Origin of the sequence: Streptomyces milbemycinicus, assembly GCF_002154605.1 — a bacterium.
GTDB classification, from domain to species: domain Bacteria; phylum Actinomycetota; class Actinomycetes; order Streptomycetales; family Streptomycetaceae; genus Streptomyces; species Streptomyces milbemycinicus.
Genome location: NZ_MUNE01000094.1, coordinates 39072 through 61006, shown reverse-complemented (window position 1 = coordinate 61006; position 21935 = coordinate 39072). Strand labels below are relative to the sequence as shown.

The following is a 21935-nucleotide window of genomic DNA, read 5'->3' as shown; positions in this document are numbered from 1 at the left end:
AAGGGTGTCTTTATTGCCGTATGGTGGTTGACCTGGGGCTTTGCGATCGCCCAAGTGTGGGCATGATCAGTGATCGTGGGTCTGCGACTGCTTTACCTGATCTTCTGTCGACTACTGGGCTGCTTCCTGTTGCTGGGCCGCTCGACCGCCGCGAACAACGCCGAGATCCTTGCCCTTCGTCATGAGGTCGCTGTGCTTCGTCGGCAGGTACAGCGGCCGCGGCTCTCATGGGCTGATCGTGCCGTGCTCTCCGCTCTCGCACGGCATCTGCCACCCGTCTTACGTCGCCATCGACTGGTCACCCCGGGCACACTGCTGACCTGGCACCGCCGTCTGGTGCGCTGGAAGTGGCGCCAGACGGCGGTCAGATCCGGTCGTCCACCATTGCCGGAAGAGACGGTCGCGCTCATCCAGCGCCTGGCGCGAGAGAACCCGACCTGGGGGTACGTCAGGATCCAAGGGGAGTTGCGTCGGCTTGGTCATCGGGTCGCCGCTGCGACTATCCGACGCGTTCTGCGCCGCTCCGGTCTACCCCCCGCACCGCAGCGCGCATCCCAGCAGACCTGGCGCTCCTTCCTCCGAGCCCAAGCCCACACGCTGCTCACTTGCGATTTCATGCACGTAGAGACCGTCTTCCTCAGACGTCTCTATGTCTACTTCGTCATGGAGATCAAGACCCGGCGCGTTCACGTCCTGGGTGTCACCGCCCACCCGACCGGCGCATGGGTCACCCAGCTCGCCCGCAACCTGCTCATGGATCTCGAGGAGAGGGCTGAGTGCTTCCGGTTCCTCATCCGTGACCGGGACAGCAAGTTCACCACCGCGTTCGACGCCGTCTTCGCCGGCAACGGCACAGCCGTCATCCCGACCCCGCCGCAAAGCCCACGGTCCAACGCATTCGCCGAACGATGGATACGCACAGCCCGCACCGAATGCACCGACCGACTCCTCATCACTGGCGAACGACACCTGCGCACGGTCCTCACTACGTACGCGGAGCACTACAACGGGGGACGAGCCCACCGCAGCCTCGGCCTACGAGCACCCGACGACGACCCGAACGTCATCCCCCTGTCCTCTGCCAGGGTCAGGCGCCAGCAGGTACTTGGTGGACTGCTCAACGAGTACCACACCATGCCACCTCGGCTGCCGCATCCTCCACAGGAAACGCCCAGCTCAGCAGCCTGATTGGAATAAGAGGCCGTTGTCTTTCCGGATGCGAGCAATGAGTTTCCGCTGTTCAGGCATGTTCTCGGTGTCGCCGCGGGAGAGTTCGGGCGATCAGTTCGTTCTCGGTGATGTGGAGATGACCGATGCCGTCGGTGATGGGGTTGCTGGAGGAGCGGGAAGCGGCTGCCCGGGTGCGGGCGCAGGAGCTTCGCGCGGACATGGAGCGGATGACGGTTGAACTCGCTGACGCCGAGGCTGTGTTGGAGCGGCGGGTGATCGCCCGGGTGGAACTCGCCGAGGCCCTGGCTGCTGGGGGCGAACAGGCGCAGGCATCCGATGCTGGTGTGCGCGAGGCGCCGGCCGTTTCCGGGAAAGCTCCGGCTCCGGTTGTGGGGTCCGTCGTGCCGCGCTGGCATGAGGCGGCGAGGGCGGACGCGCTCTCGGTGGACTACCGGCGGATCGTCGAGCTGGTGGAATCCGGTGCGGGGGGAGGCGAGGGGTTCTCGGCGAAGCAGCTCACCGCCGGGCTTGGGCTGGAGTTGGTGCCCGGGAAGATTGAGGGGGTGCGGTGCAAGGCGAGGCGGCTGGCGGAGCGGGGCTGGCTTGCGGCGTCGCCGTCGGGCCGGTTCACGCGGCGGCTGCCCACCGGCCCTGCTCGGCCCGGCGCCCACAAGCGCGTCGGGCGAGACGGCGGCTGAGGAGCATGGCCTGCGAGAAGTAGATGAACGCCTCGCTGGAGGCGGGCAGTGTCTCGAAGTCCCGCACCAGGCGGCGCGAGCACATCAGCCATCCCAAAGTCCTCTCCACTACCCACCGTCTGGGCAGCACCACGAACCCTGACATGTCGTCCGAGCGTTTCACGATCTCCAGGGTGAGCTGCAGTTTCTCCTTCGCCCAAGCGACGAGTCGGCCGCGGTAGCCGCTGTCGGCCCACACCAGCGTGATCGCGGCGAACCGCTCGCGCAGGCGGGGCAGCATCATGTGGGCGGCCTGGCGGTCGGTGACGTTGGCGGCCGTCACCAGCACCATCAGCAGCAGGCCCAGACAGTCCGTGATGACGTGCCGGCGCCTGCCGTTGATTTTCTTGCCGCCGTCGTAGCCTCGCGAGACCGCGGGCACCGAGGCCGCCGCCTTGATGGACTGCGAGTCGATGACCGCCGCCGTCGGCTGTGCCCGGCGCCCTTCGGCCTGGCGGACCTTCTCCCGCAGCCGGCCATGGAACTCCTGGGCCAGCCCCTTCGTACGCCACCTGCGGAAGAATGCGTAGACCCGGTCCCACGCGGGGAAGTCCGCCGGAAGCGCGCGCCATTTCACTCCGTTGTCGGTGACGTACCGCACGGCATCCAGCATCTGGCGGTGGCAGTAGCCCTCCGGCTGTCCGCCCCGGCCCTCCAGCCAGGTCGGGACCGGCATCACCTCGCGCACCACCCGCCACTCCGCGTCCGTCATGTCGGAGGGATACCGCCGCACCCGCTCAGGGCGGTCGGCCGCGTTCCCGAACCGGTGAGCGAGACAATCGCACGCCGACACACGCGAGTTGGACGGGACCGGGACCGGGACGCAAGACTGGGACAACAGGACCTCCCTGCACTCGAGCTGGCTTCGCAACCCTCGTGCTGCACCGGAGGTCCTGCCTTCATGCACCGACCCGGCCAAGACCACCCGACCAGGGATCCCGTTCGATCAAAACCGTCCTCATGATCGATAGGACAACGGCCTCTAAAGACACCCTTCAGGGGTGGGTGGCTGGCATGTCAGATCCTGGGGCTCGGTGGAGCGGGTGTGGGAGTGTGCGGTCAGGCGGTGGCCGGCTGAACGGACTTGTGCGCGTCCTTGGCCAGGGGCACGCCCAGGCGGAGGTCTTCGATGCGGACCGGGGCGCCAGTGCGCATCGATTCGTTGGCTGCAGCGCCTACGGCGACGGCGCGCGCGCCGTCGAGGTAGTCGGCCGCGCGGCCCAGCGGGTCGGGGTGCACGCGCAGGTCACGGCGGAACACGTCCATGAGCAGGATGGCGTCGCCGCCGCCGTGCCCGCCGATACCGTCGGGGATGACGACTTCCTCGGCGCGACGCCAGTGCTTTTGCACGATGAGACGGTGCTCGGCGGGGCGCACGGGGTCCACCGCGGCGGCGGAGCCGGTGGCGGAGGGGTCGAGGGCGATGTCGCCGTCGTCGGCGAGCTGAATGTGTCCGCGCTCGACGACAGTGAGTTCGGCGCGGCCTTGGGTGCCGTTGACGGATACCCGGTAGCCCTCCCACGGGCTGTGGGCGTTGAGCGAGTAGGTCAGGGTGGCACCGCGGGAGTAGTCGACCAGGACGGACATGTTGTCCTCGATGGTGACTCCGGGTGCGAACGGATCCTGGTCACGGCGGTATCCGTCGTGTTGCTCGGCATCCAGGTAGAGCGCCTGAAGGCGGGGGTCGTCGCGCAGGTCGAGGGAGAAGGGGTCGGCGCCAGCGCCGGTGCCCCGCTCGGGGCGGGGGCCCATAGCGCGTGCTGTGGCGTTGGCGTCGCCGTAGAAGCGCAGGGCGCCGGAGGCGTAGACGCGCTCGGGTACGTCGTCGATCCACCAGTTGACGAGGTCGAAGTGGTGGCTGGCCTTGTGGACAAGGAGGCCGCCGGAGTTGGGCTTGTCGCGGTGCCAGCGGCGGAAGTAGTCGGCACCGTGCATGGTGTCCAGGACCCACTCGAAGTGGACGCTGGTGACCTCGCCGATCGTTCCAGCAGCGATGACCTGGCGCAGGGTCGAATTGCGGGGGGCGTAGCGGTAGTTGAAGGTCATCACGACGTCGTTGCCGGTGTCGGCGACGGCTTGGGTGATACGGCGGCAGCCGGCGGCGTCGGTGGTCAGGGGCTTCTCCACGACAACGTCGGCGCCGGCGCGCAGGCTGCGGTCGACCATCTCGGCGTGCGTGCGGTCGAGGCTGGTGACGATCACTGTCTCGACGCGCTGCTCGGCGATCATCTGCTCGAGGGCGTCGGGAGCGTAGCGGGGCAGATGCGCGGCGGCGTTGCGGCCCAGCGCCTGTCCGACCTGCTGGTCGTAGTAGTCGATCCGGGCGGGGTTGGGGTCCAGCCACGCGACGATCTCGCCGACGTCGGCGTGGTCGCCGGTGAGGGCGGCGACATACATGCCGGCCCGGTGTCCGGTGCCCAGCACGGCGTAGCGGCGCCGCGGCCGGCTCGCTGGCGGCGGGGCGAACTCGCCCACCACGTCGGGGCCGGGGTCGGTGCTCGTGCTGGAGGCCGGGAGAGGCGCGGTCGGGTTCTGGTCCACAGGGCTGTGCTGGTTCACGGTCTTCCTTGCCTTCGGTGTTGGTGCTGCTGTGCGGTGGGGCTAGTCGTTGAGGGTGGAGGGTGGTGTGCCCAGTTCGGACAGGGTGGTCCAGAACGCTTCGGGAACGGTCAGGTGTTGCAGGTGTTGCAGCTCGGCGATGCGCTCGGGGCTACTGACGCCGACGACGGTGGAATCGATGCAGGGGTTGCGCACGGAGAAGTGCAGTGCGGCGGCCGCGAGGGGGATTTCCCAGCGGTTGCAGAGGTCGGTGAGGCGGGTGACCCACTGCAACAGTGGCTTGGGGCTCTCCCGGTAGGCGTAGCGGGTTCCGGGCTGGCCTGCCAGGATGCCGCCGCCGAAGGGGGCGGCGTTGAAGACACCCATGCCCCGCTGGGCCGCTTCGCTGATCAGGGGTTCGGCGCGCCGGTCGATGAGGGTGTACCGGTTGTGGGTGAGCAGTGCGTCGAAGATTCCGCTGGTGACGTAGCGGGTCATCAGAGAGAGGGGGCCGGCGGCGATGCCGATGGCGTCGACCAGGCCCTGTTCGCGTAGTTCGATCATCCCCTGAACCGCGCCGTGGCGGGCGAAGGCTGCCTCGACCGTGACGGAGTAGGGGTCGTGCAGGTGCAGCAGGGGGATGCGGTCCAGTCCCAGGCGGGCTTTGCTCTCTTCGAAGGATCGCCAGACGCGGTCGCGGTCGAAGGCCTGGGTGGAGGGGTCGGCATCGGCCTTGGTGATCAGGATGTGGCCTGGTTCGAGGCCGCCGTTCTCGGCGATGGCCTGCCCCAGGAGCGTCTCGCTGTGTCCGCCGGCGTAGTTGTTGGAGGTGTCTGTCGCCATGCCGGCCGACGTGATCATTGCTCTGGCTGTCGCCATCGACCGTGCCGGGCGGGTGTGGTCGCGTCCAAGGCTGGATGCGCCGAGCGTGAGGGGGCTGATCGAGATCGCAGTACTTCCGAGTGGTCTCGGCGTGAGCGTGGCCGGGGCGTCGAAAGCCACGGGCGGAGTCCTTCGGGTCGGGTCCGCCCCGGCCCTGGGCCGGGGCGGACAGTTGAGGCGCGGGGTTGATGTCAGGAGCTGGGAAGGCTGGCGCGCAGCAGTTTGATTTCGTGGGTGAGGGCCTGGTTGGCGGTTGCGCTGATCCGCCCGCTCCGAGCGTCCAGGCCAACGGCGGCGCACGAGGTAAGTGCTGCGGCGGCAGCCCGGAACTTGCCGTTGCGGACGTCGCTGTCGCCGTTGCGCAGGAGCAGGCGCAGGGCGGCGGCCGTGACCGGGGCGATGTCCTTGGTGTCCTGGTAGGCGCGGATCTGGTCGCGCAGCCCGTCGAAGCTGCCCGGAGCCCAGTAGCGCGGGAGGGGGACCTTGGCCCAGTCGGTGTCGGAGGCGAGGTAGAAGCTGGTGTAGGAGGGCTGGTTGTAGGCGGTCTGCTGGCGCGCGACCTCGGCCCGGTACTGCGGGTCGTGCAGGAGGGTGTAGAGCTTGTGGTGGGTGACGTCGGTGCTCTCGTAGATACGGATGGCGCTGCTGTCTGTGGTGCGCATCAGCAGTTCTTCGCGCCAGTCGCCGAACACGTCGGCGACCAGGCTCGGGTTGCCCTTGGTGGAGTTGTTGGCCAGGGTTCCGTCCGCGGTGAGCACCGTGCCACGCTTCCAGTCCGAGATGACCGGGGTGCTGTCGCCGGAGCCGCGGACCGTCTGGGTGGTCATGTCCGCGGCCCACTTGATGGACTGGTTGGTGCCGGGGATGTCGTCGGAGATCTTCTGGCCCTGTGCCGTGTAGAGGCCCAGGGGCGACCACACCTCAAGGCCGGGTTGTTCGGGGAGGATGTCGCCGACCATGGCGCGGCCGATGTCCTTGCCGGCGAACTTGCCGAATAGGGCAGTGCCGTCTTCGGCCTTGCGCAGGGCCATGCCGTAGGGCGCGCCGGTATTCTCGTGTGCGGTGTAGATCTCGAGGCCCGGTCGGGCGGGATCGATGTCGGTGACGTGCAGGGCGTCGCCGTGGCCCAGGGGCTTGGTTTCTCCGGGTGCGCTGCTGCCCGGCGGCATGACGTCGGAGGACGAGTACAGCAGGGAGCCATCGTCGTCGAGAGTGGCTGATCCGTAGACGATTTCCTGCTTGCCGTCGCCGTCGACGTCCGCGGCGCTCATGGAGTGGAAGCCCTGTCCGGCCAGAGTGCCCATGGTGGGATCGCTGCCGAAGCGATCCATCTGGGCGAAGGGATTGGTCGAGGGGGTCCAGCCGCTGTCGGCCATCCACCGCTTGGTGAGGTGCTTGCCGTCCCAGTCGTAGCTGACGACGGTGGAGCGGGTGTAGTAGCCGCGGGCGAAGACGGCGGAGGGGTGGGTGCCGTCGAGGTAGGCCACGCCTGCGAGGGCACGGTCGACACGGTTGCCAGGCTCGATCTTCGCAGCGGCGTAGTCGCCCCAGCGCAGGCCGTCGTCGGTGCGGCCGGGCTGGTAGGGAACGGTCTGCAGTTCCTTGCCCGTGTCGCCCGCGAACACCGTCAGGTACTCAGGGCCGGACAGAACAAAGCCCTCAAAGGTGCGCAGCTTGTTGTTGCTGTTGCGGGAGGGCGCGTAGACGTCGATGAAGTAGTCGGCCAGGGCGCGTGCGTCAGCCTCGGACAGCGGGTAGGTATAGCGCTTGTCGATCCCGAAGGCCTCTTCGAGCGTGGCGGGCCATTGCCCGGACTTGACCTCCGGCTGGCTGTCCCAGCGGCGGAACATGTCGACGACGTGGTCGTAGTAGCCCTGCGGGGACAGGCGGTAGTCGTCGTCATGGGAGTAGCCGGCCTTGAGGTCTGCCCGAGGCATGGTGATGTAGTGCTGGCCGGTGGGCCTGTTGTTGCGGTAGCTGAGGGTGCGGGTGCCGGGAGCCGTCTTCATCATGATTTCTGACCGGCCGTCGCCGTCGAAGTCGTAGACGAGGAACTGGGTGTAGTGGGCGCCGGCCCGGATGTTCTTGCCGAGGTCGATGCGGTACTTGAGGGCGCCGTCGAGCTCATAGGTGTCGAGGTAGACCTGGCCCGTGTACCCGATCTGCGAGTTGTCCTTCTGGTTGGTGGGGTCCCACTTCACGACGTACTCGAGGGCGCCGTCCCCGTCCACGTCACCGACGCTCATGTCGTTGGCGCGGTAGGAGTACGCCTGGCCGGCAGGGGTGACACCGTCGGCAGGCTTCTGTAGCGGCAGGTCGGTGTACGCCTTGTCCCACGGTGTGACGGTGTCTCCGGCGCCGACCGGCTTGCCGTCGACGAGGGGGACGACGCGGTAGGTGGAGCTCTTGTCGCCGTCCCTGTCCAGGTAGTTGGTGCTGTCGGTCACCGTGGCCAGGCGCTTGCCGTCGCGGTAGACCGCGAAGTCGGTGCCGGTCAGGCCGGTGTCGGAGTGCCCAGTCGCTTCATTGCCCAGCAGGCGCCAGCTCAGGAACACGCCCTGCTCGGTCGTGGCGGCCGTCAGCCCGCGGTCCAGCCGCTCGAGCTGCGTTCTCGCCGTCGGCGCGGGCTGGGCCGTTGCGGTCGCCTGCGCGGTGGCGTCCCGTGGTGCTGCGGAGGTCTGTGTCAGACCGGCCGGGCCCGCCGCCAGCAGCAGGGCCAGGGTGCCGGTGAACAGAGTGGAGCGTGCGCCGGATATCCACCAGGACATCGGGGCTTCCCTTCTTCGTCCCGTCATGGTTCGCGGCGTCGTTGTCTTCGGCTCGCCACCGCGGGGGAAATCGCTTGCCGCGCAACTTACGCGGTACCTCGACGAGTTGTCGAGGGCTTGCGCACACCAACCAACACAATCGAACACCTCTGATGATCGTGCTGCCATGACCTCGACGAGCTCACCGCGGCTCGCCGCGGCGTCCGTAACCGATCTTTTCGTCATCTAACGGCACACCTTCCACCTGGCATGCCGAGGGCGACCGGCATCAGGCTCGATGCACGTCTCATCACCTCATCGCGATGACCCAAGACTGAGGGAAATCGCTTGCCTATGAGCTCACAAGACGCCGCGGACACGTGGCAGCCCGCCCGTACGAACTGAGCCCGGCCTGCATCCCTCTACTCCTCCGCCGCCGGCCCCTCCCCCAGCGCCTGCTTGAGGACTGCCACCCTGCGCGGCCCCAAAGCGATCCGGCCGTTCTCCATCACCCCGTGCACCAGCTCGTCGCGGACGTCCTGCACGGCCACTGCTTCGTCGCTCCGGTTGATCAGGAAGAGGTAGCGATGCTCGGCGGCCCGGCGCACAACATGCTCCACCAGCCCCCTCACGTCCGCCGGGAGTTCGCTGGTCACCCCGGCCGGTGCGAGCAGGCCGGGCAGCAGCGCGGCGAGGCCGTCGACGCCGAGGCGTGTGGAGACGTACGCCGCCGAGCCCCGGCCCGTGCGCCGGGTGACCGCGGGGCGGGAGGCGTACGTGCCGGTGCGGTATCTCGCCAGGACCTCGACATTCGCGCCGGTGACGGAGATCCGGTCGGTCCACAGGCTGCCGGTGCAGTCGTTGCCCAGGCCGACGGTGTCACCGTCGAGCAGCGGCCCGAACTCCTCGATGCGGATGCCGAGGAGGTCACTCAGGGCGCCCGGGTAGCCGCCGGGCCAGACGTGGTCGTTCTCGTCGACAATTCCAGAGAAATACGTGGTCACGAGGTGACCGCCGCCTTCAATATACCGGGCCAGCTGCTCGACGAGGGTCTGCGGCACGACGTGCAGGACGGGAGCGATAACAAGGCCGTAGGCGGAAAGATCCGTACGGTGCGCGGGCACGACGTCGGCGCGGATGCCGAGGCGCAGGAGCGCCGAGTACCAGTCGAGGGCCTCGCGGTGATAGTCGAGGCGCGAGATGGGGTGCGAGTCCTGCTCGCTCGCCCACCACGAGTCCCAGTCGAAGAGGATCGCCACCGATGCGGGTTCACGCTCGCTGCCCGCGATCGAAGCCAGCGCTTCGAGGGTGCATCCCAATTCGGCTACATCACCGAAGAGTTCGCTGTCGGTACCGGCGTGCGGGACCATCGCCGAGTGATACTTCTCGGCGCCCGCCACCGACTGGCGCCACTGGAAGAAGCAGACGGCGTCGGCGCCGTGCGCCACGTGCAGCAACGCATCCCGCGCCAACTCCCCGGCCGCTTGGCCAGGTTGACCGGCCGCCAGTTCACCGCACTGGTGGGGTGTTCCATCAGGTACCAGGGCCGGCGGCCCGCGACGCCACTGGTGAGGTTGGCGGAGAAGGACAGCTCGTCGCGGTCCTGCGGGCTGGGGACGACGTAGTGGTCGTTGGCGACGAAGTCCACCTCGCCCGCCCAGTCCGCATAGTCCATGCCCTTGACGCTCTGGGCCACCATAAAGTTGGTGGTGACGGGCACGCCGGGGGTGAGCTCGCGCAGGATCTCGCGCTCGGCCAGCAGATGGTCCTTGAGCACGTCGGAGGAGAAGCGCTTGAAGTCGAGCTGCTGCGTCGGGTTCGGGTGCGAGGCGGCAAGCCGGGGCGGCAGGAGCTGGTCCCAGTCGCTGTAGCGCTGGGACCAGAACGCCGTGCCCCAGTTGAGGGCGTCGAGCGTGGTGTAGCGGCGGCGCAGCCAGACCCGGAAGGCGCGGGCGGCGTCGTCGGAGTAGTCGTAGGCGTTGTGGCAGCCCAGCTCGTTGTTGAAGTGCCAGGCGACCAGCGCCGGATGGTCGGCGTACCGGATGGTTATCTTGCGGACGAGGGTCAGCGCGTGCTCGCGGAAGACGGGTGAGGTGGGCCGCCAGTGCTGGCGGGCGCCGGGCCACAGCGTCTCGCCGCTCGCGGTGACCGGCAGGATCTCCGGGTATGCGGTGGTCAGCCACGGCGGCGGTGACGCGGTGGCGGTGGCCAGGTCGACGCCGATGCCGCCAGCGTGCAGCAGGCCCGTGATCTCGTCGAGCCAGTCGAAGTCCCAGGTGTCGGCGGTGGGCTGGAGCCTGGCCCAGGAGAAGATGGCGAGGGAGACGACGTTCACCCCGGCCTGGCGCATCAGCCGGACGTCGTCCGCCCACACCTCCCGCGGCCACTGCTCGGGGTTGTAGTCGGCGCCGTAGCCGAGGCGCCGGACGCCGTCCGAGCCCTTCGCGTACGGGAAATGGGAGATGAAGAAGATGCTCATGCGGTCTCTCAGATTCACATAACTGTGCGTGGATTCATGTTGATTGCTGTGCAGGAGGTACCTGCAGGCCGTACAGCGGCGGCTTGGGCCCCGGGCCCCTGTCTCAGCGCGAGCGGGCGTGCCATTCGGGCTGCCTGTCGCGGTGGATCCCCCGGCCGCGAAGCTCCCGGCACCGGGGCGACACATCCTCGATCGTCAGCTCGACCACTCTGGGCGGTTGCGACGAGCCGTCCGCGAGGTGACGCCGTGCCCGGCCAGAATCTGTCGGGAGGCGATCCCGCCAGCTCTGCCAGGAACGGCCCTCCGCCATGCCCGCTCTTCACCTTCGGCATCCAGCATCGAGAAGCAGGGAAATCGATTGCCTGCAACCTACGTGGCGCGGCGAGGGGCTGTCGAGGGTGTGACACCAGCAACTGGTCTTCGCCTTGCCTCTAGCGGCTTCAAGTTGGAGAGTTTCGGGAAATCGATTGCTAGACGATGGATGAATCTTCCAGGGAAAGGACTGTTCGTTGACCCACATGCCCCGGGTGCTACTCGCCGGAGACTCAACAGTCGCCATCTGCCCCGCCCACGAGACCCCGATGTCCGGATGGGGTCCGCACTTGGGTGCTCCCTTGAACACCCGGTTGCAGGCCGCTCTTCCTGCGGCTGGAACGGTCGCCGTGCTCAACACGGCCAAGGGCGGCGCCACGACCCGCAGTCACCGAGAGGAAGGACTATGGTCAGCTCTGCTCCGTGAGGCAGCACCCGGAGACGTCGTGCTGCTGCAGTTCGGCCACAATGACCGCAAGCACAGCGACTTGGGAGCGAGCGACGGCTACTCTCGCTACCTGGAGCAGGCGGTAGATGACGCCCTGGCCGACGGCATCCAGCCCGTCCTTTGCACACCCGTGGCGGAGCGCGCCTTCGAAGACGGCGTGTTGGTCCCCACGCATGGCGCCTATCCGCAGGCCGTGCGGGATCTCGCCAGCCGTCGGGGTGTTCCATTGATCGACCTGACGCGGACGACCAGTTCGCTGCTCAGCGAACTGGGCGAGTCCGCATCACGCGCCCTGTTCACTCACTTCGCACCCGGCGAGCACCCGCTCTACCCGGACGGTTGCGCCGACGATACGCATTTCTCCTTCACGGGCGCTGTCGCCGTAGCAGACCAGGTAGCCAAGGCGCTGGTGACCATGTGGGGCACATACGGCTGGCCGACCGCCGGGGTCGTGGACCGCGAAACTGTCGTATAGCAGTGCTGTTCACTCGAGCCGGGCTGGCCGTCACCCGATCACGCCGCAGCTTTCCCGAACGATGAGCCGACCGCCGAGAACGGTGCGCCTGGGGATGTCATCGAGGTCGCCCGATGTCGCCAAACGCACCGCCTCGCGTCCCACGCTGGCGAAGGGGAACGCAATGGTGGTCAGGGCTGGAGTAAGGTCCTGGGCGAGCGGGATGTCGTCGACGCCGGTCAGTGCAACGTCTCCAGGCACCTCGAAGCCAGCTTCCTGCAGCGCGTGCAGAGCCCCGGTAGCGACACGGTCGTTCACAGCGAGTACTGCGTCAGGACGGCTGCGGCCCAGCTCGTCGGTGAGGGCCCGCGCGACAGCACTAGGCGAGGTGGGACAGTGCACGACACGCAGGTCTGTCACGTTCGCTGCGGAGAGTCCCTCACGGAAGCCGCCCAAGCGGTCCCGGTAGGCGTCGTGATGCGCTGGGCCGCCGAGGAGGACAACCGAACGCGGCGCGCGCCGAGCGATGTGCTGGGCGACCTCGAGTCCGGCGCCGTAGTCGTCAAAGCCGATGGTCGGGTATCGCGTATGCGGTCGGCCGATCATGACGACGCGGCTGTCGCCGTCTCGCTCGTAGGCATTGAGTGCGTGCTTCAGCTCAGCCTGGATCTGTGGCGCCACCAACCACGTACCGGTGAGGATCAAGGCCTTCGGACGCAGCGCGCGGACGGTGTTCAGCAACTGCAGTTGCCGGTCGGGGTCGCCTCCGGCGGCCGACACCGTGGCCGCCAGATCCAGCCGGTGCGCCGCCTGCTCCAGCGCTGTCACCATGGCACCTACGGCTTCGGAGCCGACATCGTCAGCGAGCAGCGCGAGGACGTCGCGCCGGCCGCGCAAGGCCTGGGCAGCCTTGTCCGGGACATAGCCCAGATCGCGCGCTGCGCTGAAAACACGGTCCGTGAGCGCCTTGCTCACCGCTTTGCCGCCGTGCAGTACCCGCGACGCGGTGGCCGTGCTGACACCAGCGGTAGTCGCAACTTCGGCGAGTGTCGGCGAGCGGGCGATGTGCGCTTGGGAGCCGGCTGCGTCATGTGGAAGGGGGGCCATGCTTAGGGAGGTTAGAGTACGCCCATGACGGGGGGACCGACGGAGAGCACTAAGCCGGAGCGGGTAACGCTCTCGGATATCGCCCGCGCAGCAGGGGTTTCCGTCGCCACCGCGTCCCGGACCCTGAATGGCAGCACCCGCACGGTGAGGCCCGAGACACGTGAACGTGTCCTGGAGGCCGTCAGCCGCCTCGGCTATGAGGCCAACGTGACCGCCCAGGCGGTGGGCCGCAGGCTGTCACCCACGGTTGCGCTGGTCGTGCGCGACATTCGGGAACGGTACTTCGCTCGCATTGCCCATGGGGTGATCGCCGAAGCTGCTGCGTCTGGCATAGCGGTGACGGTCACGGCAATCGACTCCTACCCGGATGCGGAATTCGATCGGTTGCGGAGCCTGCGCGGTCAGCGGCCGGGAGGGCTCATCGTGGTGGACCCTGCGGTGGGCGATGAGAACAAGCGGCTGCGGTTCCTGAAGGAACTGGAGGCCTACACGCTGGCGGGGATCCCGGTGGTGGTGATCGGCACTGACACGCTGGACTCCCCCAGCGTGATGTTCTCCGAGTTTCAGGGCGCACACGCCCTTGGCCGGCTGCTGGTTCGCCGAGGCTACCGAAACCCGCTGCTCCTGAGCGGGGAGCCTCACTGGCCAGCAATCACCCGGCGTGTGGACGGCGTTGAGTCCGCGTTGGCCGAGGCAGGGGTGGCATTGCACCGGACCGCGGCCTTGGACCTCACGCGGGACGCCGGCTACGGCGCCGTCATGGCACTCACAGATACTGACCTGCACGGCAGCGACGTACTCGTCTGCGCCAGCGATGCCGTGGCCTTCGGTGCTGCCACGGCCCTGCGTCGGCGTGGGGTGTCTGTGGGATCTGACATTGCGATTAGTGGCTTCGAAGATGGGCCGGGGGCCACTGATGTGCGGCCGGCTCTGACCACCGTGCGTTTGCCGTTGATCGAAGCAGGCGCGCAGGCGTTTCGGATGGCCTCCTCCCCGACTCGAGTGCGGCAGGTCCTGCTGGACGCTGAGCTCGTGGTCCGCGCCAGCACGCCGGATCGCACCGCAGCGTAGGGCCGCTGCAGTTGAGGCTCATCACCCCGCCTGGCATGGAAAACAGGAAGACAGATGACGCTCTTCCGAAGCGCGGTCTGCGCTGGCGGAAGGCCCTGCAAACGCCCATCGTCAGCTGCCCGGCCGACCGCGGCGCGGCCGTGCCCCCATGCGTCGGGTGGTCCGCCCCGGGCACGAGCGTGCGGTGCGCCGGAACGGCTGTCCTCGCGCGCCGTGCCCGGCCGGCTCTTGTGCGATGCCTCACCGATTGAGTGGGCGAGGTGCGGGATCAGACGGGAGCGCTGTGGACTCATGCGGCACAAGTTGGCATTCGATGATGATGGGGCCCTTCTTGACCTCTTCCCCGCGTAGGGCTCTGACCATCTGTGCCGCCGCGGCCCTCCCGACCTCCGAGAGGCTCAGGTCGATGGTCGACAGTCGCGGACGGTTCCCCTCTACCATCACCTTCCAGTTGTCGAAGCCGATGACGCCGATCTCTTCGGGGACCGCGATGTCGAGAGCCTGGAGCGCACTCGTGGCACCACGGGCGATCACGTCGTTACCGCAGACGATGCCGTCGACGCTGACGCCGCTATGGATCAGCTGGAGCGCGGCCTGCCGCCCCCATTGTTCACTCCAATCGCCATAGAACGGCTCAGCCACCAGCTTGAGCCCGTTCTCGGCCAAGGCCTTGCGAGTCGCCGACGTCTTGAGCTTTGCGGCGTCTTCTCGGCGTGGGCCGAAGATGCAGGCGATGCGACGGCGACCGGTGGAGACCAGGTGACGAACGGCGAGTTCGGCGCCCCCCTGGTTGTCAGGGATCACCGATACGTCGTCCGGGTCGGTGGATGACGTCATCATGTACACCACGGGAATGCCTTCGACTCCTCGCAGCGGGGGGCGGGAGAAGCTCCCGCTGCCGCCGCCGGCCACGAGGATACCGTCGACACGGCGACGCTTGAGGGACTCCACGAAGTGCTGCTCACGGATGGCATCGCCGCGGCCGTCGCACACGAGGAAGGCGATGTCGTGCTCCGTGAAGGTCTCGAGCACCCCGAGAAGCACGGGTGACGTGCGCCGGTCGAACGGATCTCGGGTCACGAGCCCGACCGTCAGATCCCTTGCGGTTTCGAGGCTGTGCAGTCCAAGGCCGCGCGCGGCCTCAACGATGCGTTCGCGGGTGTCCGGGTGCACGGACCCCTTCCCTGACAACGCCTTGGAGACCGTGCCGGGCGACACCCCTGCCACTGCGGCCACGTCCCGGGCGGTGACTCGCTTCTTCTCCGTCATGGCCGTGATGCTACACATGTTTCCGAATGTTTCTGAATCCACGGATCCTAACTCAGGCCATTGACCGCATGTTTGTAACGGTCTAGTTTCCTGCCGAAGGCAACAGAAGGAAGTGTTTCCATACGTTGTCTGGAGCGTAGAGCTCGAAGTACCTTCCCGAAGAGGTGGACGACCCATGAGCGACGTGCGCGTGCTCCCCCCGTCTGCCCAGGCAGAGTTGCCTGCCCAGCACTGGACAGTTCGACTTCATGACCTGTGCACGGTGGTCTTCTTGATGGTCCAGCTGAATCTGCTGTGGCTTGTGTTCACGCTGCTTGGCGGAGTCGTCCTGGGCACCGCCCCGGCCACCATTGCTGCCGCCCACTGCGTGCGAGAGCACGGCGAGGGTCGGCTGAACCGCCCTGTGGCAACGTTCATCCGGACCTGGCGCTCCGAGTTCTACGGCGCCAACCTGGCCCTCCTGCCCCTGGCAGGGATGCTCACGGTGCTGGGATGGAACTACCTCGTGTACTCCGCCGCCGGCCCCGACGCATCCTTGCCTCGGCTGGCCACTCTTGCCGCACTCATCGTCGGGGGCACTGTGTGCACCTGGCTTCCCGGCCTGTACGTCCACTACGACGTGCCCCGGTCCCGCTTTCTACTGACCGGCCTGCGGCTGACGCTGGGAAAGCCGGTGTTCTCTGTGCTGCAACTCCTCATGGTCACAGCTGCTGTCTACGCGTCGAGCAAGATCACCCTGCTGCCGCTCGTCGTCGCCGTCGGCACCTGGCTATACCTGTCTACCTGGCTCACCCTGCGCTGCTTCGCCCAGAACGAAGCCTTCCTCGCTGCCTGAGCCCTCTCCCCCACCCCCAGACTCCTCGTCTTCTCCTGCGCCCACAACCCACGGAGGCCAACATGACCAGCACGCAAAGGCAGTTCATCGGACCAACAGGGAGCCGGCGCGCCTTCCTCGCCGGCTCCGTGGGCCTCGGGCTGGCCCTCGCCGGGTGCAGCAGCAACGAGGGCGGCGGGGCAAGCGACGGAGCGCTCAGCGTCATGCTGCCCCTGTTCGGGACGGCACCCAGCGCGAAGGGGAAAGCGCAGAAGGCACTGGAGAAGTTCATCGGCCGGCGCCTGAACGTGACGTGGGTCCCTGCAGCCGACTACCCCGACAAGGTCACCGTCACGTTGGCCTCGGACAAGCTGCCGCAGATCATGACGATGCTCAAGAAGGACGCCACGTTCGTCCGGTCGGCGCAGGCCGGTGCCTTCTGGGACCTCATCGACAAGCTGCGCAAGTACCCGAACCTGGTGGGGGACGCCAAGATCACCCAGGCTGCGTCCATCAACGGCAGCCAGTACGGCATCTTCCGGTGGCGTGACCCCATGCGTGCGACCGCCCTCTTCCGCGCGGACTGGCTCGACAAGCTCGGCCTGGACGTCCCCGAGTCCGTGGACGACCTTCGCACCGTAGCCGAAGCGTTCGTGAAAGAACGCCCGGGCGGCCAGAAGAACGCCGGGCTGCTGCTCTCGGAATGGGGCGGAACCTACGGCCTCGACAGCCCCTACGAGTTCCTAGAGACGTGGTTCGGTGCCCCGAACGGCTGGGGGGAGCGCGGCGGCAAACTCGTTCCGGCGTTCGACACCGAGGAGTTCTTCGAGGCCCAGCGGTTCCTGCGCTCGATGCGGCAGGACGGGCTTCTCAACGCGGACTTCGCCACGCTTGCGACGGTCGATCTCGACAAGAGATTCTTCACCGGCAAGGGCGGAATCACTGTGGTCACCGACGACGCGGCGCTCACCTACAGCACGGCATTCGACAACAAGGATCCCGGCAAGGGGGCCTCCTACATCGCCAACGCCGGCAACCTCGTCGGACCGGACGGGGCCCGGCATTCCTTCCCCACTCCGGGCTACAGCGGCTTCCTGGCCATCTCGCGCCAGAGCGTGCGCACTGAGCAGGAACTCGACGACGTCCTGCGCATCCTCAACAAGCTGAACAGCACCAAGGGGCAAGAACTCCTCTCCCTCGGGGTCGAGGGAACGAACTACGAGATGGACGGGGAGTACTACGTCCCGATCAAGGGCGCCGAGGTGGGAGCCAATGGCACCTACAGCCCGCTGAACCAGCTGGTCGCCGCCTGCAAGGGGCTGACCGTCCCGATGATCAAGCCGTCCTCGCCCGGGTTCAAGAAGCTGTCCGCTCGTCGGGACGAGCTGCGCGAGCGCGACCTTAAGACTGCGGTTCACAACGCAGCGGCCGGACTGGTCTCCAAGACCGAAATCGCCCAGGGCGCGGTGCTCAACCAGATCATCGGCGACGCCCGCGTGAAGTTCATCGCCGGCGAGATCGACGAGAAGGGGTACCGCGCGGAGATCAAGCGATGGCACACGGCCGGCGGCGACAAGATCGTCTCTGAGATCAACGACCTCTCCCAGAAGCAGTGAGCACCATGACAGGGACGAGCGTCAGCTCCACGCAGATCGCACCACCCGAGACCCCTCCGCCCACGGCCAAGGCACCGTTGCGGGCGCGGGCACGGCGCTACCGCTGGCTGTACCTGCTGCTGCTACCGGGAGTGCTCTACTTCCTCATCTTCCGGTACCTGCCCATGTTCGGGCTGGTCATCGCCTTCCAGGACTACCTTCCCTTCCTGGGCATCTCAGGCAGTCCCTGGGTAGGGTTCCAGCACTTCGAAGAACTGTTCTCCAGCCCGGATTTCCCCAGAATCATGGGAAACACCCTCTTCCTGGCAGCCCTCAACATCCTGATCGTCTTCCCTGCACCCATCATCGTGGCGCTGATGCTCAACGAGCTGCGGGTCCAGGTCGTCAAACGTTCGATCCAGTCCCTGATCTACATTCCGCACTTCCTGTCGTGGACCATCGTCGCGTCGCTGACCTACCTGCTCTTCGCCCTGGACATCGGCGCGGTCACCTCCTTCGTCAATGACCTCACCGGCGGGAACGTCGCCTTTCTCACCGACCCTGACTGGTTCCGGCCGCTGATCATCCTGCAGTCGCTGTGGAAGGCGACCGGCTGGGGAACGATCATCTACCTGGCAGCCCTGACCTCTGTCGACCCGAACCTCTATGAGGCGGCCAAGCTGGATGGCGCCAACCGATGGCAGCAGATGTGGCATGTCACTCTGCCTGCCATCGCAAGCACGGTCGTGGTCATGGCCATCCTCTCGATGGGCAACTTTCTCGACACCGGCTTCGAGCAGATCTATCTGATGATTAACAGTCTCAACCGGCCTGTGGCCGAGGTGTTCGACACCTACGTCTACTCCCTCGGCATCGAACAGGGCTCTTTCAGCTACTCGACCGCGGTCGGGATGTTCAAGGCTGTCATCGGCGTTGCTCTCGTCTTCGGTTCCAACTGGATTGCGCGCCGCTTCGGTCAGCGCGGCCTCTTCTGAGGAGGGCGGAGTCGTGAGCAAGCTCGATATCCCCGACAGGCAGCAGCACTCAATGTCACAGACTTCGCAGGCAACGTCCGTACTACGGGAAGTCAAGAGAGGCAGGCGCCCCTCTCCGGGATCCAGTGGCCAAAAGACGCTCGGCTCCCGGATCTTCGACACGGCCAACGTCGTGGTGCTGATCGGGCTGGCCGTCGTCACGGTCCTGCCGTTCCTCTACGTGATCGCCGGGTCCTTCGCAGGAGAATCAGAACTGGCCTCCCGCCCGTTCTTCCTGTGGCCCCATGACATCGACCTGTCCTCGTACCGCTACATCTTCTCGACCGGCACCTTCCTGCGCAGCCTCCTGGTGACGATCGGCGTCACGATCGTCGGCACCTTGGTCCAGCTCGCCCTGACGACCACCATGGCCTACCCGCTGGCCCATCGCCGGCTGCCAGGGCGCAATCTCATCCTCAGCTTGATCGTCTTCACGATGGTGTTTAGCGGGGGGATGATTCCGACCTTCCTCGTGGTGAGGCAACTTGGTCTGCTCGACTCGTACTGGGCACTGATCCTGCCGATGGCGATCAGCCCGTTCTACCTCGTGATCATCAAGAACTTCTTCCAGGAGCTCCCTGCGGAGCTTCAGGAGGCGGCGCGGATCGACGGGTGCACCGAGATCGGGGTGTTCCTCCGGATCGTGCTGCCCCTGTCCAAGCCAATCCTGGCGACCTTCGCCCTGTTCTATGCCGTGGCGATCTGGAACGACTTCACGTCACCGCTGCTCTACCTCAGCGACACGGACAAGTGGACCCTGCAGATGTTCGTCCGCCAAGTCACCGTCTCGACCGACCTGGCAAGCACCGTGGGCCAGTTGGACTCCAGCTACGTCCCGCCGGAGCAGGGCGTCAGGTTCGCCACGGTCGTCGTCGGCACCCTGCCGATCCTGATGGTCTACCCGTTCCTGCAGAAGCACTTTGCCAAGGGCATGCTGATCGGCTCGGTCAAGGGCTGACAGCCCGCGCCCCCTCGTTGCCGTGGCTCCTGCGCCGCGGCCCTGCCGACGCTCTGACAACCCGAGCGCGCCCTGGCGCCCGGCTAAGGGAAGTGCACGTCAAGCGCAACAGACCGTACATCCACTCATCCGCAACAACGCCGCGCAGCAGCAGTGGCGTGCGCTACCCACGCACCACACCACATCTGGAGTTCACCAGTGACCAGCGACAACATGCTCCGCTTTCGCGAACGGCTGAACGGGGTGGTGTTCGGCGGCGACTACAACCCCGAACAGTGGCCCCGCGACGTCTGGGACGAGGACATACGGCTGATGAAGGAGGCCGGCTTGGGCATGGTCACCATCGGGGTCTTCTCGTGGTCGGCTCTCGAGCCGGCCGACGGGGTCTTCGAGATGGACTGGCTCGATGACGTGGTGGACCGACTGCATGCCGGCGGCATCGCCGTGGATCTCGCCACCCCCAACGCCGCCCCGCCGCCGTGGATGGCCGAGGAACACCCCGAGGCCATGATGGTGGACCGGCACGGCAAGCGGATAGGAATTGGCAGCCGGGGGCATTTCTGCCCGTCCTCGCCCGTCTACCGGGACCGAAGCCTGCGCATGGCACGGAAGCTCGCCGAGCGGTACGGCGACCACCCAGCCCTGGCGATGTGGCACGTCGGCAACGAGTACCACGCCGAGTGCTTCTGCAAGCAGTGCGACGAACGCTTCCGGTACTGGCTTCAGGAGAAGTACGGCAGCATCGACGAACTCAACAGCCGCTGGGGCACCGTCATGTGGAGCCAGCGCTACAGCGACTGGGGCCAAGTGCACCTTCCCCGTCCCGTCCGAGGGCACGTCAACCCGGCACGGCAGCTCGACTACTCCCGCTTCAACTCCGACGTGCAGCTCGATCTGTTCCGCCACGAGCGGGACCTGCTGCACGAGATCACCCCGGCAATCCCCGTGACGACCAACTTCTTTCAGAACGTCTCACTCAACGATTACCACCGCTGGGGCAGTGAGGTGGACGTTGTCGCGTTCGACAGCTACCCGGATCCGGGACGCGCGGATGCCTCGGCACGAGCAGCTTTGCACTATGACCTGATGCGCTCCGTCGGTGGCGGCGAGCCGTGGCTGGTCCTGGAACAGGCTGCCGGCGCGGTCTCCCAGTGGCCGCGCAACTACGTCAAGCAGCCTGGACGGATGCGTCTGGGCTCCTATCAGACCATGGCCCGCGGTGCGGACGCCGTGATGTTCTTCCAGTGGCGCGCATCCCGGACTGGTCAGGAAAAGTTCCACTCAGCGATGCTGCCGCACAGTGGCACCGCCAGCCGCACCTGGCGCGAAGTCAGCGAGCTCGGCCGCGAGTTGCCCAGGACGGCGACGGTGGTGGGCGCCCGGTCCGAGGCCGATGTCGCCATCGTCTGGGACTGGGACAACTGGTGGGCAGTGGAGGGATGCTTCCACCCCGTCAACGACTTCTCCTACGCCGACACGCTTCTTGAGCACTACACGCCGCTGTGGGAACAGAACGTCGCCGTGGACGTCGTCACCCTGTCCACGGACCTGTCGCGCTACCGGGTGCTCGTCATTCCCAACCAGTACCTCATCACGGCAGAGCAGCGCGTCGCGCTTGAGGAGTTCATCGAAGGCGGCGGCCACGTTCTGGTGTCCTACTTCAGCGGAATCGTTGACGGCGACGACCAGATCATCACCGGCGGCTACCCCGGCGGACTCCGCGACGTCATCGGCGCGCATGTCCTTGAGTTCTGCCCCATGCTGCCCGAGACATCCGTCGCCGTACGCGCCGTCGAAGGACAGGACCTTCTGCCGGCCGGCTTTTCGGGGCGCGCCCTGCGCTGGCAGGACGACCTCGTAAGTGAGGGCGCCCAGGTCGTCGCCGAATACACCGACAGCCACCTCAGGTCCAAACCCGCTGTGCTGGATCGCCGCTCCGGAGACGGCTCGTGCGTGTATCTCGGCACCACCCTGGACACGGCGTCTTACACCGCCGTCCTGCGCAGCCTGCTGCAGAGGGCCGGTGTCGCCCCGGTCCTCGATGCGCCGACCGGGGTCGAAGTCACGGAGCGGGTGGGGCAGACCCAGCGCTTCCTCTTCCTGCTCAACCACGGTGCACCCACCTCTGTGTGCCTCGACCGAGATGGAATCGACCTGCTGACGGGTGAGCAGCACCGTGCGGGCGAGACCGTCGCTCTGGCGAGCTCCGGCGTCTGCATTATTGAGAGTGACCGATGACGCGCCCTCAGCGGCCGGACGTCTCCCGGCGTTCCCCCGGTCCGGGCCCTGACGCTGACACCGCCCAAGGGCACGGCGCCCT

Annotated in this window: 16 protein-coding genes and 1 pseudogene; 9 read left to right on the top strand and 8 right to left on the bottom strand. The window is 66.9% G+C overall.

Going from position 1 to position 21935, the window contains the following annotated elements:
- Positions 1 to 75: 75 nt before the first annotated feature.
- Positions 76 to 1188, top strand: a complete 1113-nt coding sequence (locus CCN51_RS08590; protein WP_043492308.1) for an integrase core domain-containing protein — start codon at positions 76 to 78, stop codon at positions 1186 to 1188.
- Positions 1189 to 1313: 125 nt separating this feature from the next.
- Positions 1314 to 1868: a hypothetical protein gene (locus CCN51_RS08585; protein ID WP_014181209.1), complete on the top strand. Its 555-nt coding sequence runs from the start codon at positions 1314 to 1316 to the stop codon at positions 1866 to 1868.
- Here the strand turns inward: CCN51_RS08585 and CCN51_RS08580 are convergent.
- From CCN51_RS08580 to CCN51_RS57080, 6 genes and pseudogenes are all read right to left on the bottom strand, one after another.
- The gene (locus tag CCN51_RS08580) at positions 1798 to 2619 is read right to left on the bottom strand and encodes an IS5 family transposase (RefSeq protein WP_055414337.1); all 822 of its coding nucleotides are present in this window, start codon (positions 2617 to 2619) and stop codon (positions 1798 to 1800) included. The two genes, CCN51_RS08585 and CCN51_RS08580, sit on opposite strands and share 71 nt — an antisense overlap.
- 347 nt (positions 2620 to 2966) lie before the next feature.
- Positions 2967 to 4466, bottom strand: a complete 1500-nt coding sequence (locus CCN51_RS08575; protein ID WP_238545512.1) for a Gfo/Idh/MocA family protein — start codon at positions 4464 to 4466, stop codon at positions 2967 to 2969.
- A gap of 42 nt (positions 4467 to 4508) precedes the next feature.
- On the bottom strand, positions 4509 to 5447 hold the full coding sequence (locus CCN51_RS08570) for an aldo/keto reductase (RefSeq protein ID WP_043488008.1): 939 nt from the start codon (positions 5445 to 5447) through the stop codon (positions 4509 to 4511).
- 71 nt (positions 5448 to 5518) lie between these two features.
- Positions 5519 to 8095 carry a rhamnogalacturonan lyase gene (locus tag CCN51_RS08565; RefSeq protein ID WP_014181205.1) on the bottom strand — a complete coding sequence of 859 codons (2577 nt, stop codon included), beginning with the start codon at positions 8093 to 8095 and terminating at the stop codon, positions 5519 to 5521.
- A 401-nt stretch (positions 8096 to 8496) separates the two neighbouring features.
- Positions 8497 to 9444: a beta-galactosidase gene (locus CCN51_RS57085; RefSeq protein ID WP_238545725.1), complete on the bottom strand. Its 948-nt coding sequence runs from the start codon at positions 9442 to 9444 to the stop codon at positions 8497 to 8499.
- A pseudogene (locus CCN51_RS57080) lies at positions 9433 to 10424 on the bottom strand (beta-galactosidase); the annotation flags it as partial. The gene CCN51_RS57085 and the pseudogene CCN51_RS57080, both read right to left, overlap by 12 nt.
- Before the next feature lie 647 nt (positions 10425 to 11071).
- Here CCN51_RS57080 and CCN51_RS08555 point away from each other — a divergent pair.
- Entirely contained in the window at positions 11072 to 11788 is a 717-nt protein-coding gene (locus CCN51_RS08555) for a rhamnogalacturonan acetylesterase (RefSeq protein WP_043492304.1), read from the top strand.
- Positions 11789 to 11818: 30 nt separating this feature from the next.
- On the opposite strand, the gene CCN51_RS08550 is transcribed toward CCN51_RS08555, so the two are convergent.
- Entirely contained in the window at positions 11819 to 12874 is a 1056-nt protein-coding gene (locus CCN51_RS08550; protein ID WP_078610734.1) for a LacI family DNA-binding transcriptional regulator, read from the bottom strand.
- Positions 12875 to 12898: 24 nt separating this feature from the next.
- Here CCN51_RS08550 and CCN51_RS08545 point away from each other — a divergent pair, with 24 nt between their 5' ends.
- Positions 12899 to 13945 carry a LacI family DNA-binding transcriptional regulator gene (locus tag CCN51_RS08545; RefSeq protein ID WP_014181201.1) on the top strand — a complete coding sequence of 349 codons (1047 nt, stop codon included), beginning with the start codon at positions 12899 to 12901 and terminating at the stop codon, positions 13943 to 13945.
- A gap of 240 nt (positions 13946 to 14185) precedes the next feature.
- On the opposite strand, the gene CCN51_RS08540 is transcribed toward CCN51_RS08545, so the two are convergent.
- Positions 14186 to 15214, bottom strand: a complete 1029-nt coding sequence (locus tag CCN51_RS08540) for a LacI family DNA-binding transcriptional regulator (RefSeq protein WP_014181200.1) — start codon at positions 15212 to 15214, stop codon at positions 14186 to 14188.
- A 175-nt stretch (positions 15215 to 15389) separates the two neighbouring features.
- Between CCN51_RS08540 and CCN51_RS08535 the strand changes: the two genes are divergently transcribed.
- The 5 genes from CCN51_RS08535 to CCN51_RS08515 all read left to right on the top strand — a co-directional run bounded on the left by CCN51_RS08535 (position 15390) and on the right by CCN51_RS08515 (position 21853).
- On the top strand, positions 15390 to 16049 hold the full coding sequence (locus CCN51_RS08535) for a YesL family protein (protein ID WP_078610732.1): 660 nt from the start codon (positions 15390 to 15392) through the stop codon (positions 16047 to 16049).
- Positions 16050 to 16111: 62 nt separating this feature from the next.
- Entirely contained in the window at positions 16112 to 17644 is a 1533-nt protein-coding gene (locus tag CCN51_RS08530; protein WP_014181198.1) for a type 2 periplasmic-binding domain-containing protein, read from the top strand.
- 5 nt (positions 17645 to 17649) lie between these two features.
- Positions 17650 to 18618 carry an ABC transporter permease gene (locus tag CCN51_RS08525; protein WP_014181197.1) on the top strand — a complete coding sequence of 323 codons (969 nt, stop codon included), beginning with the start codon at positions 17650 to 17652 and terminating at the stop codon, positions 18616 to 18618.
- A gap of 13 nt (positions 18619 to 18631) precedes the next feature.
- The gene (locus CCN51_RS08520) at positions 18632 to 19615 is read left to right on the top strand and encodes a carbohydrate ABC transporter permease (protein WP_238545509.1); all 984 of its coding nucleotides are present in this window, start codon (positions 18632 to 18634) and stop codon (positions 19613 to 19615) included.
- Positions 19616 to 19813: 198 nt separating this feature from the next.
- The gene (locus tag CCN51_RS08515; RefSeq protein ID WP_014181195.1) at positions 19814 to 21853 is read left to right on the top strand and encodes a beta-galactosidase; all 2040 of its coding nucleotides are present in this window, start codon (positions 19814 to 19816) and stop codon (positions 21851 to 21853) included.
- Positions 21854 to 21935 lie beyond the last annotated feature (82 nt).

Coding starts and splice junctions, on each gene's coding strand:
- CCN51_RS08585 (WP_014181209.1), top strand. CDS start 1,314: ATGCCGTCGGTGATGGGGTTGCTGGAGGAGCGGGAAGCGGCTGCCCGG.
- CCN51_RS08580 (WP_055414337.1), bottom strand. CDS start 2,619: ATGACGGACGCGGAGTGGCGGGTGGTGCGCGAGGTGATGCCGGTCCCG.
- CCN51_RS08565 (WP_014181205.1), bottom strand. CDS start 8,095: ATGTCCTGGTGGATATCCGGCGCACGCTCCACTCTGTTCACCGGCACC.
- CCN51_RS57085 (WP_238545725.1), bottom strand. CDS start 9,444: ATGGTCCCGCACGCCGGTACCGACAGCGAACTCTTCGGTGATGTAGCC.
- CCN51_RS08555 (WP_043492304.1), top strand. CDS start 11,072: ATGCCCCGGGTGCTACTCGCCGGAGACTCAACAGTCGCCATCTGCCCC.
- CCN51_RS08550 (WP_078610734.1), bottom strand. CDS start 12,874: ATGGCCCCCCTTCCACATGACGCAGCCGGCTCCCAAGCGCACATCGCC.
- CCN51_RS08545 (WP_014181201.1), top strand. CDS start 12,899: ATGACGGGGGGACCGACGGAGAGCACTAAGCCGGAGCGGGTAACGCTC.
- CCN51_RS08540 (WP_014181200.1), bottom strand. CDS start 15,214: ATGACGGAGAAGAAGCGAGTCACCGCCCGGGACGTGGCCGCAGTGGCA.
- CCN51_RS08535 (WP_078610732.1), top strand. CDS start 15,390: ATGAGCGACGTGCGCGTGCTCCCCCCGTCTGCCCAGGCAGAGTTGCCT.
- CCN51_RS08530 (WP_014181198.1), top strand. CDS start 16,112: ATGACCAGCACGCAAAGGCAGTTCATCGGACCAACAGGGAGCCGGCGC.
- CCN51_RS08525 (WP_014181197.1), top strand. CDS start 17,650: ATGACAGGGACGAGCGTCAGCTCCACGCAGATCGCACCACCCGAGACC.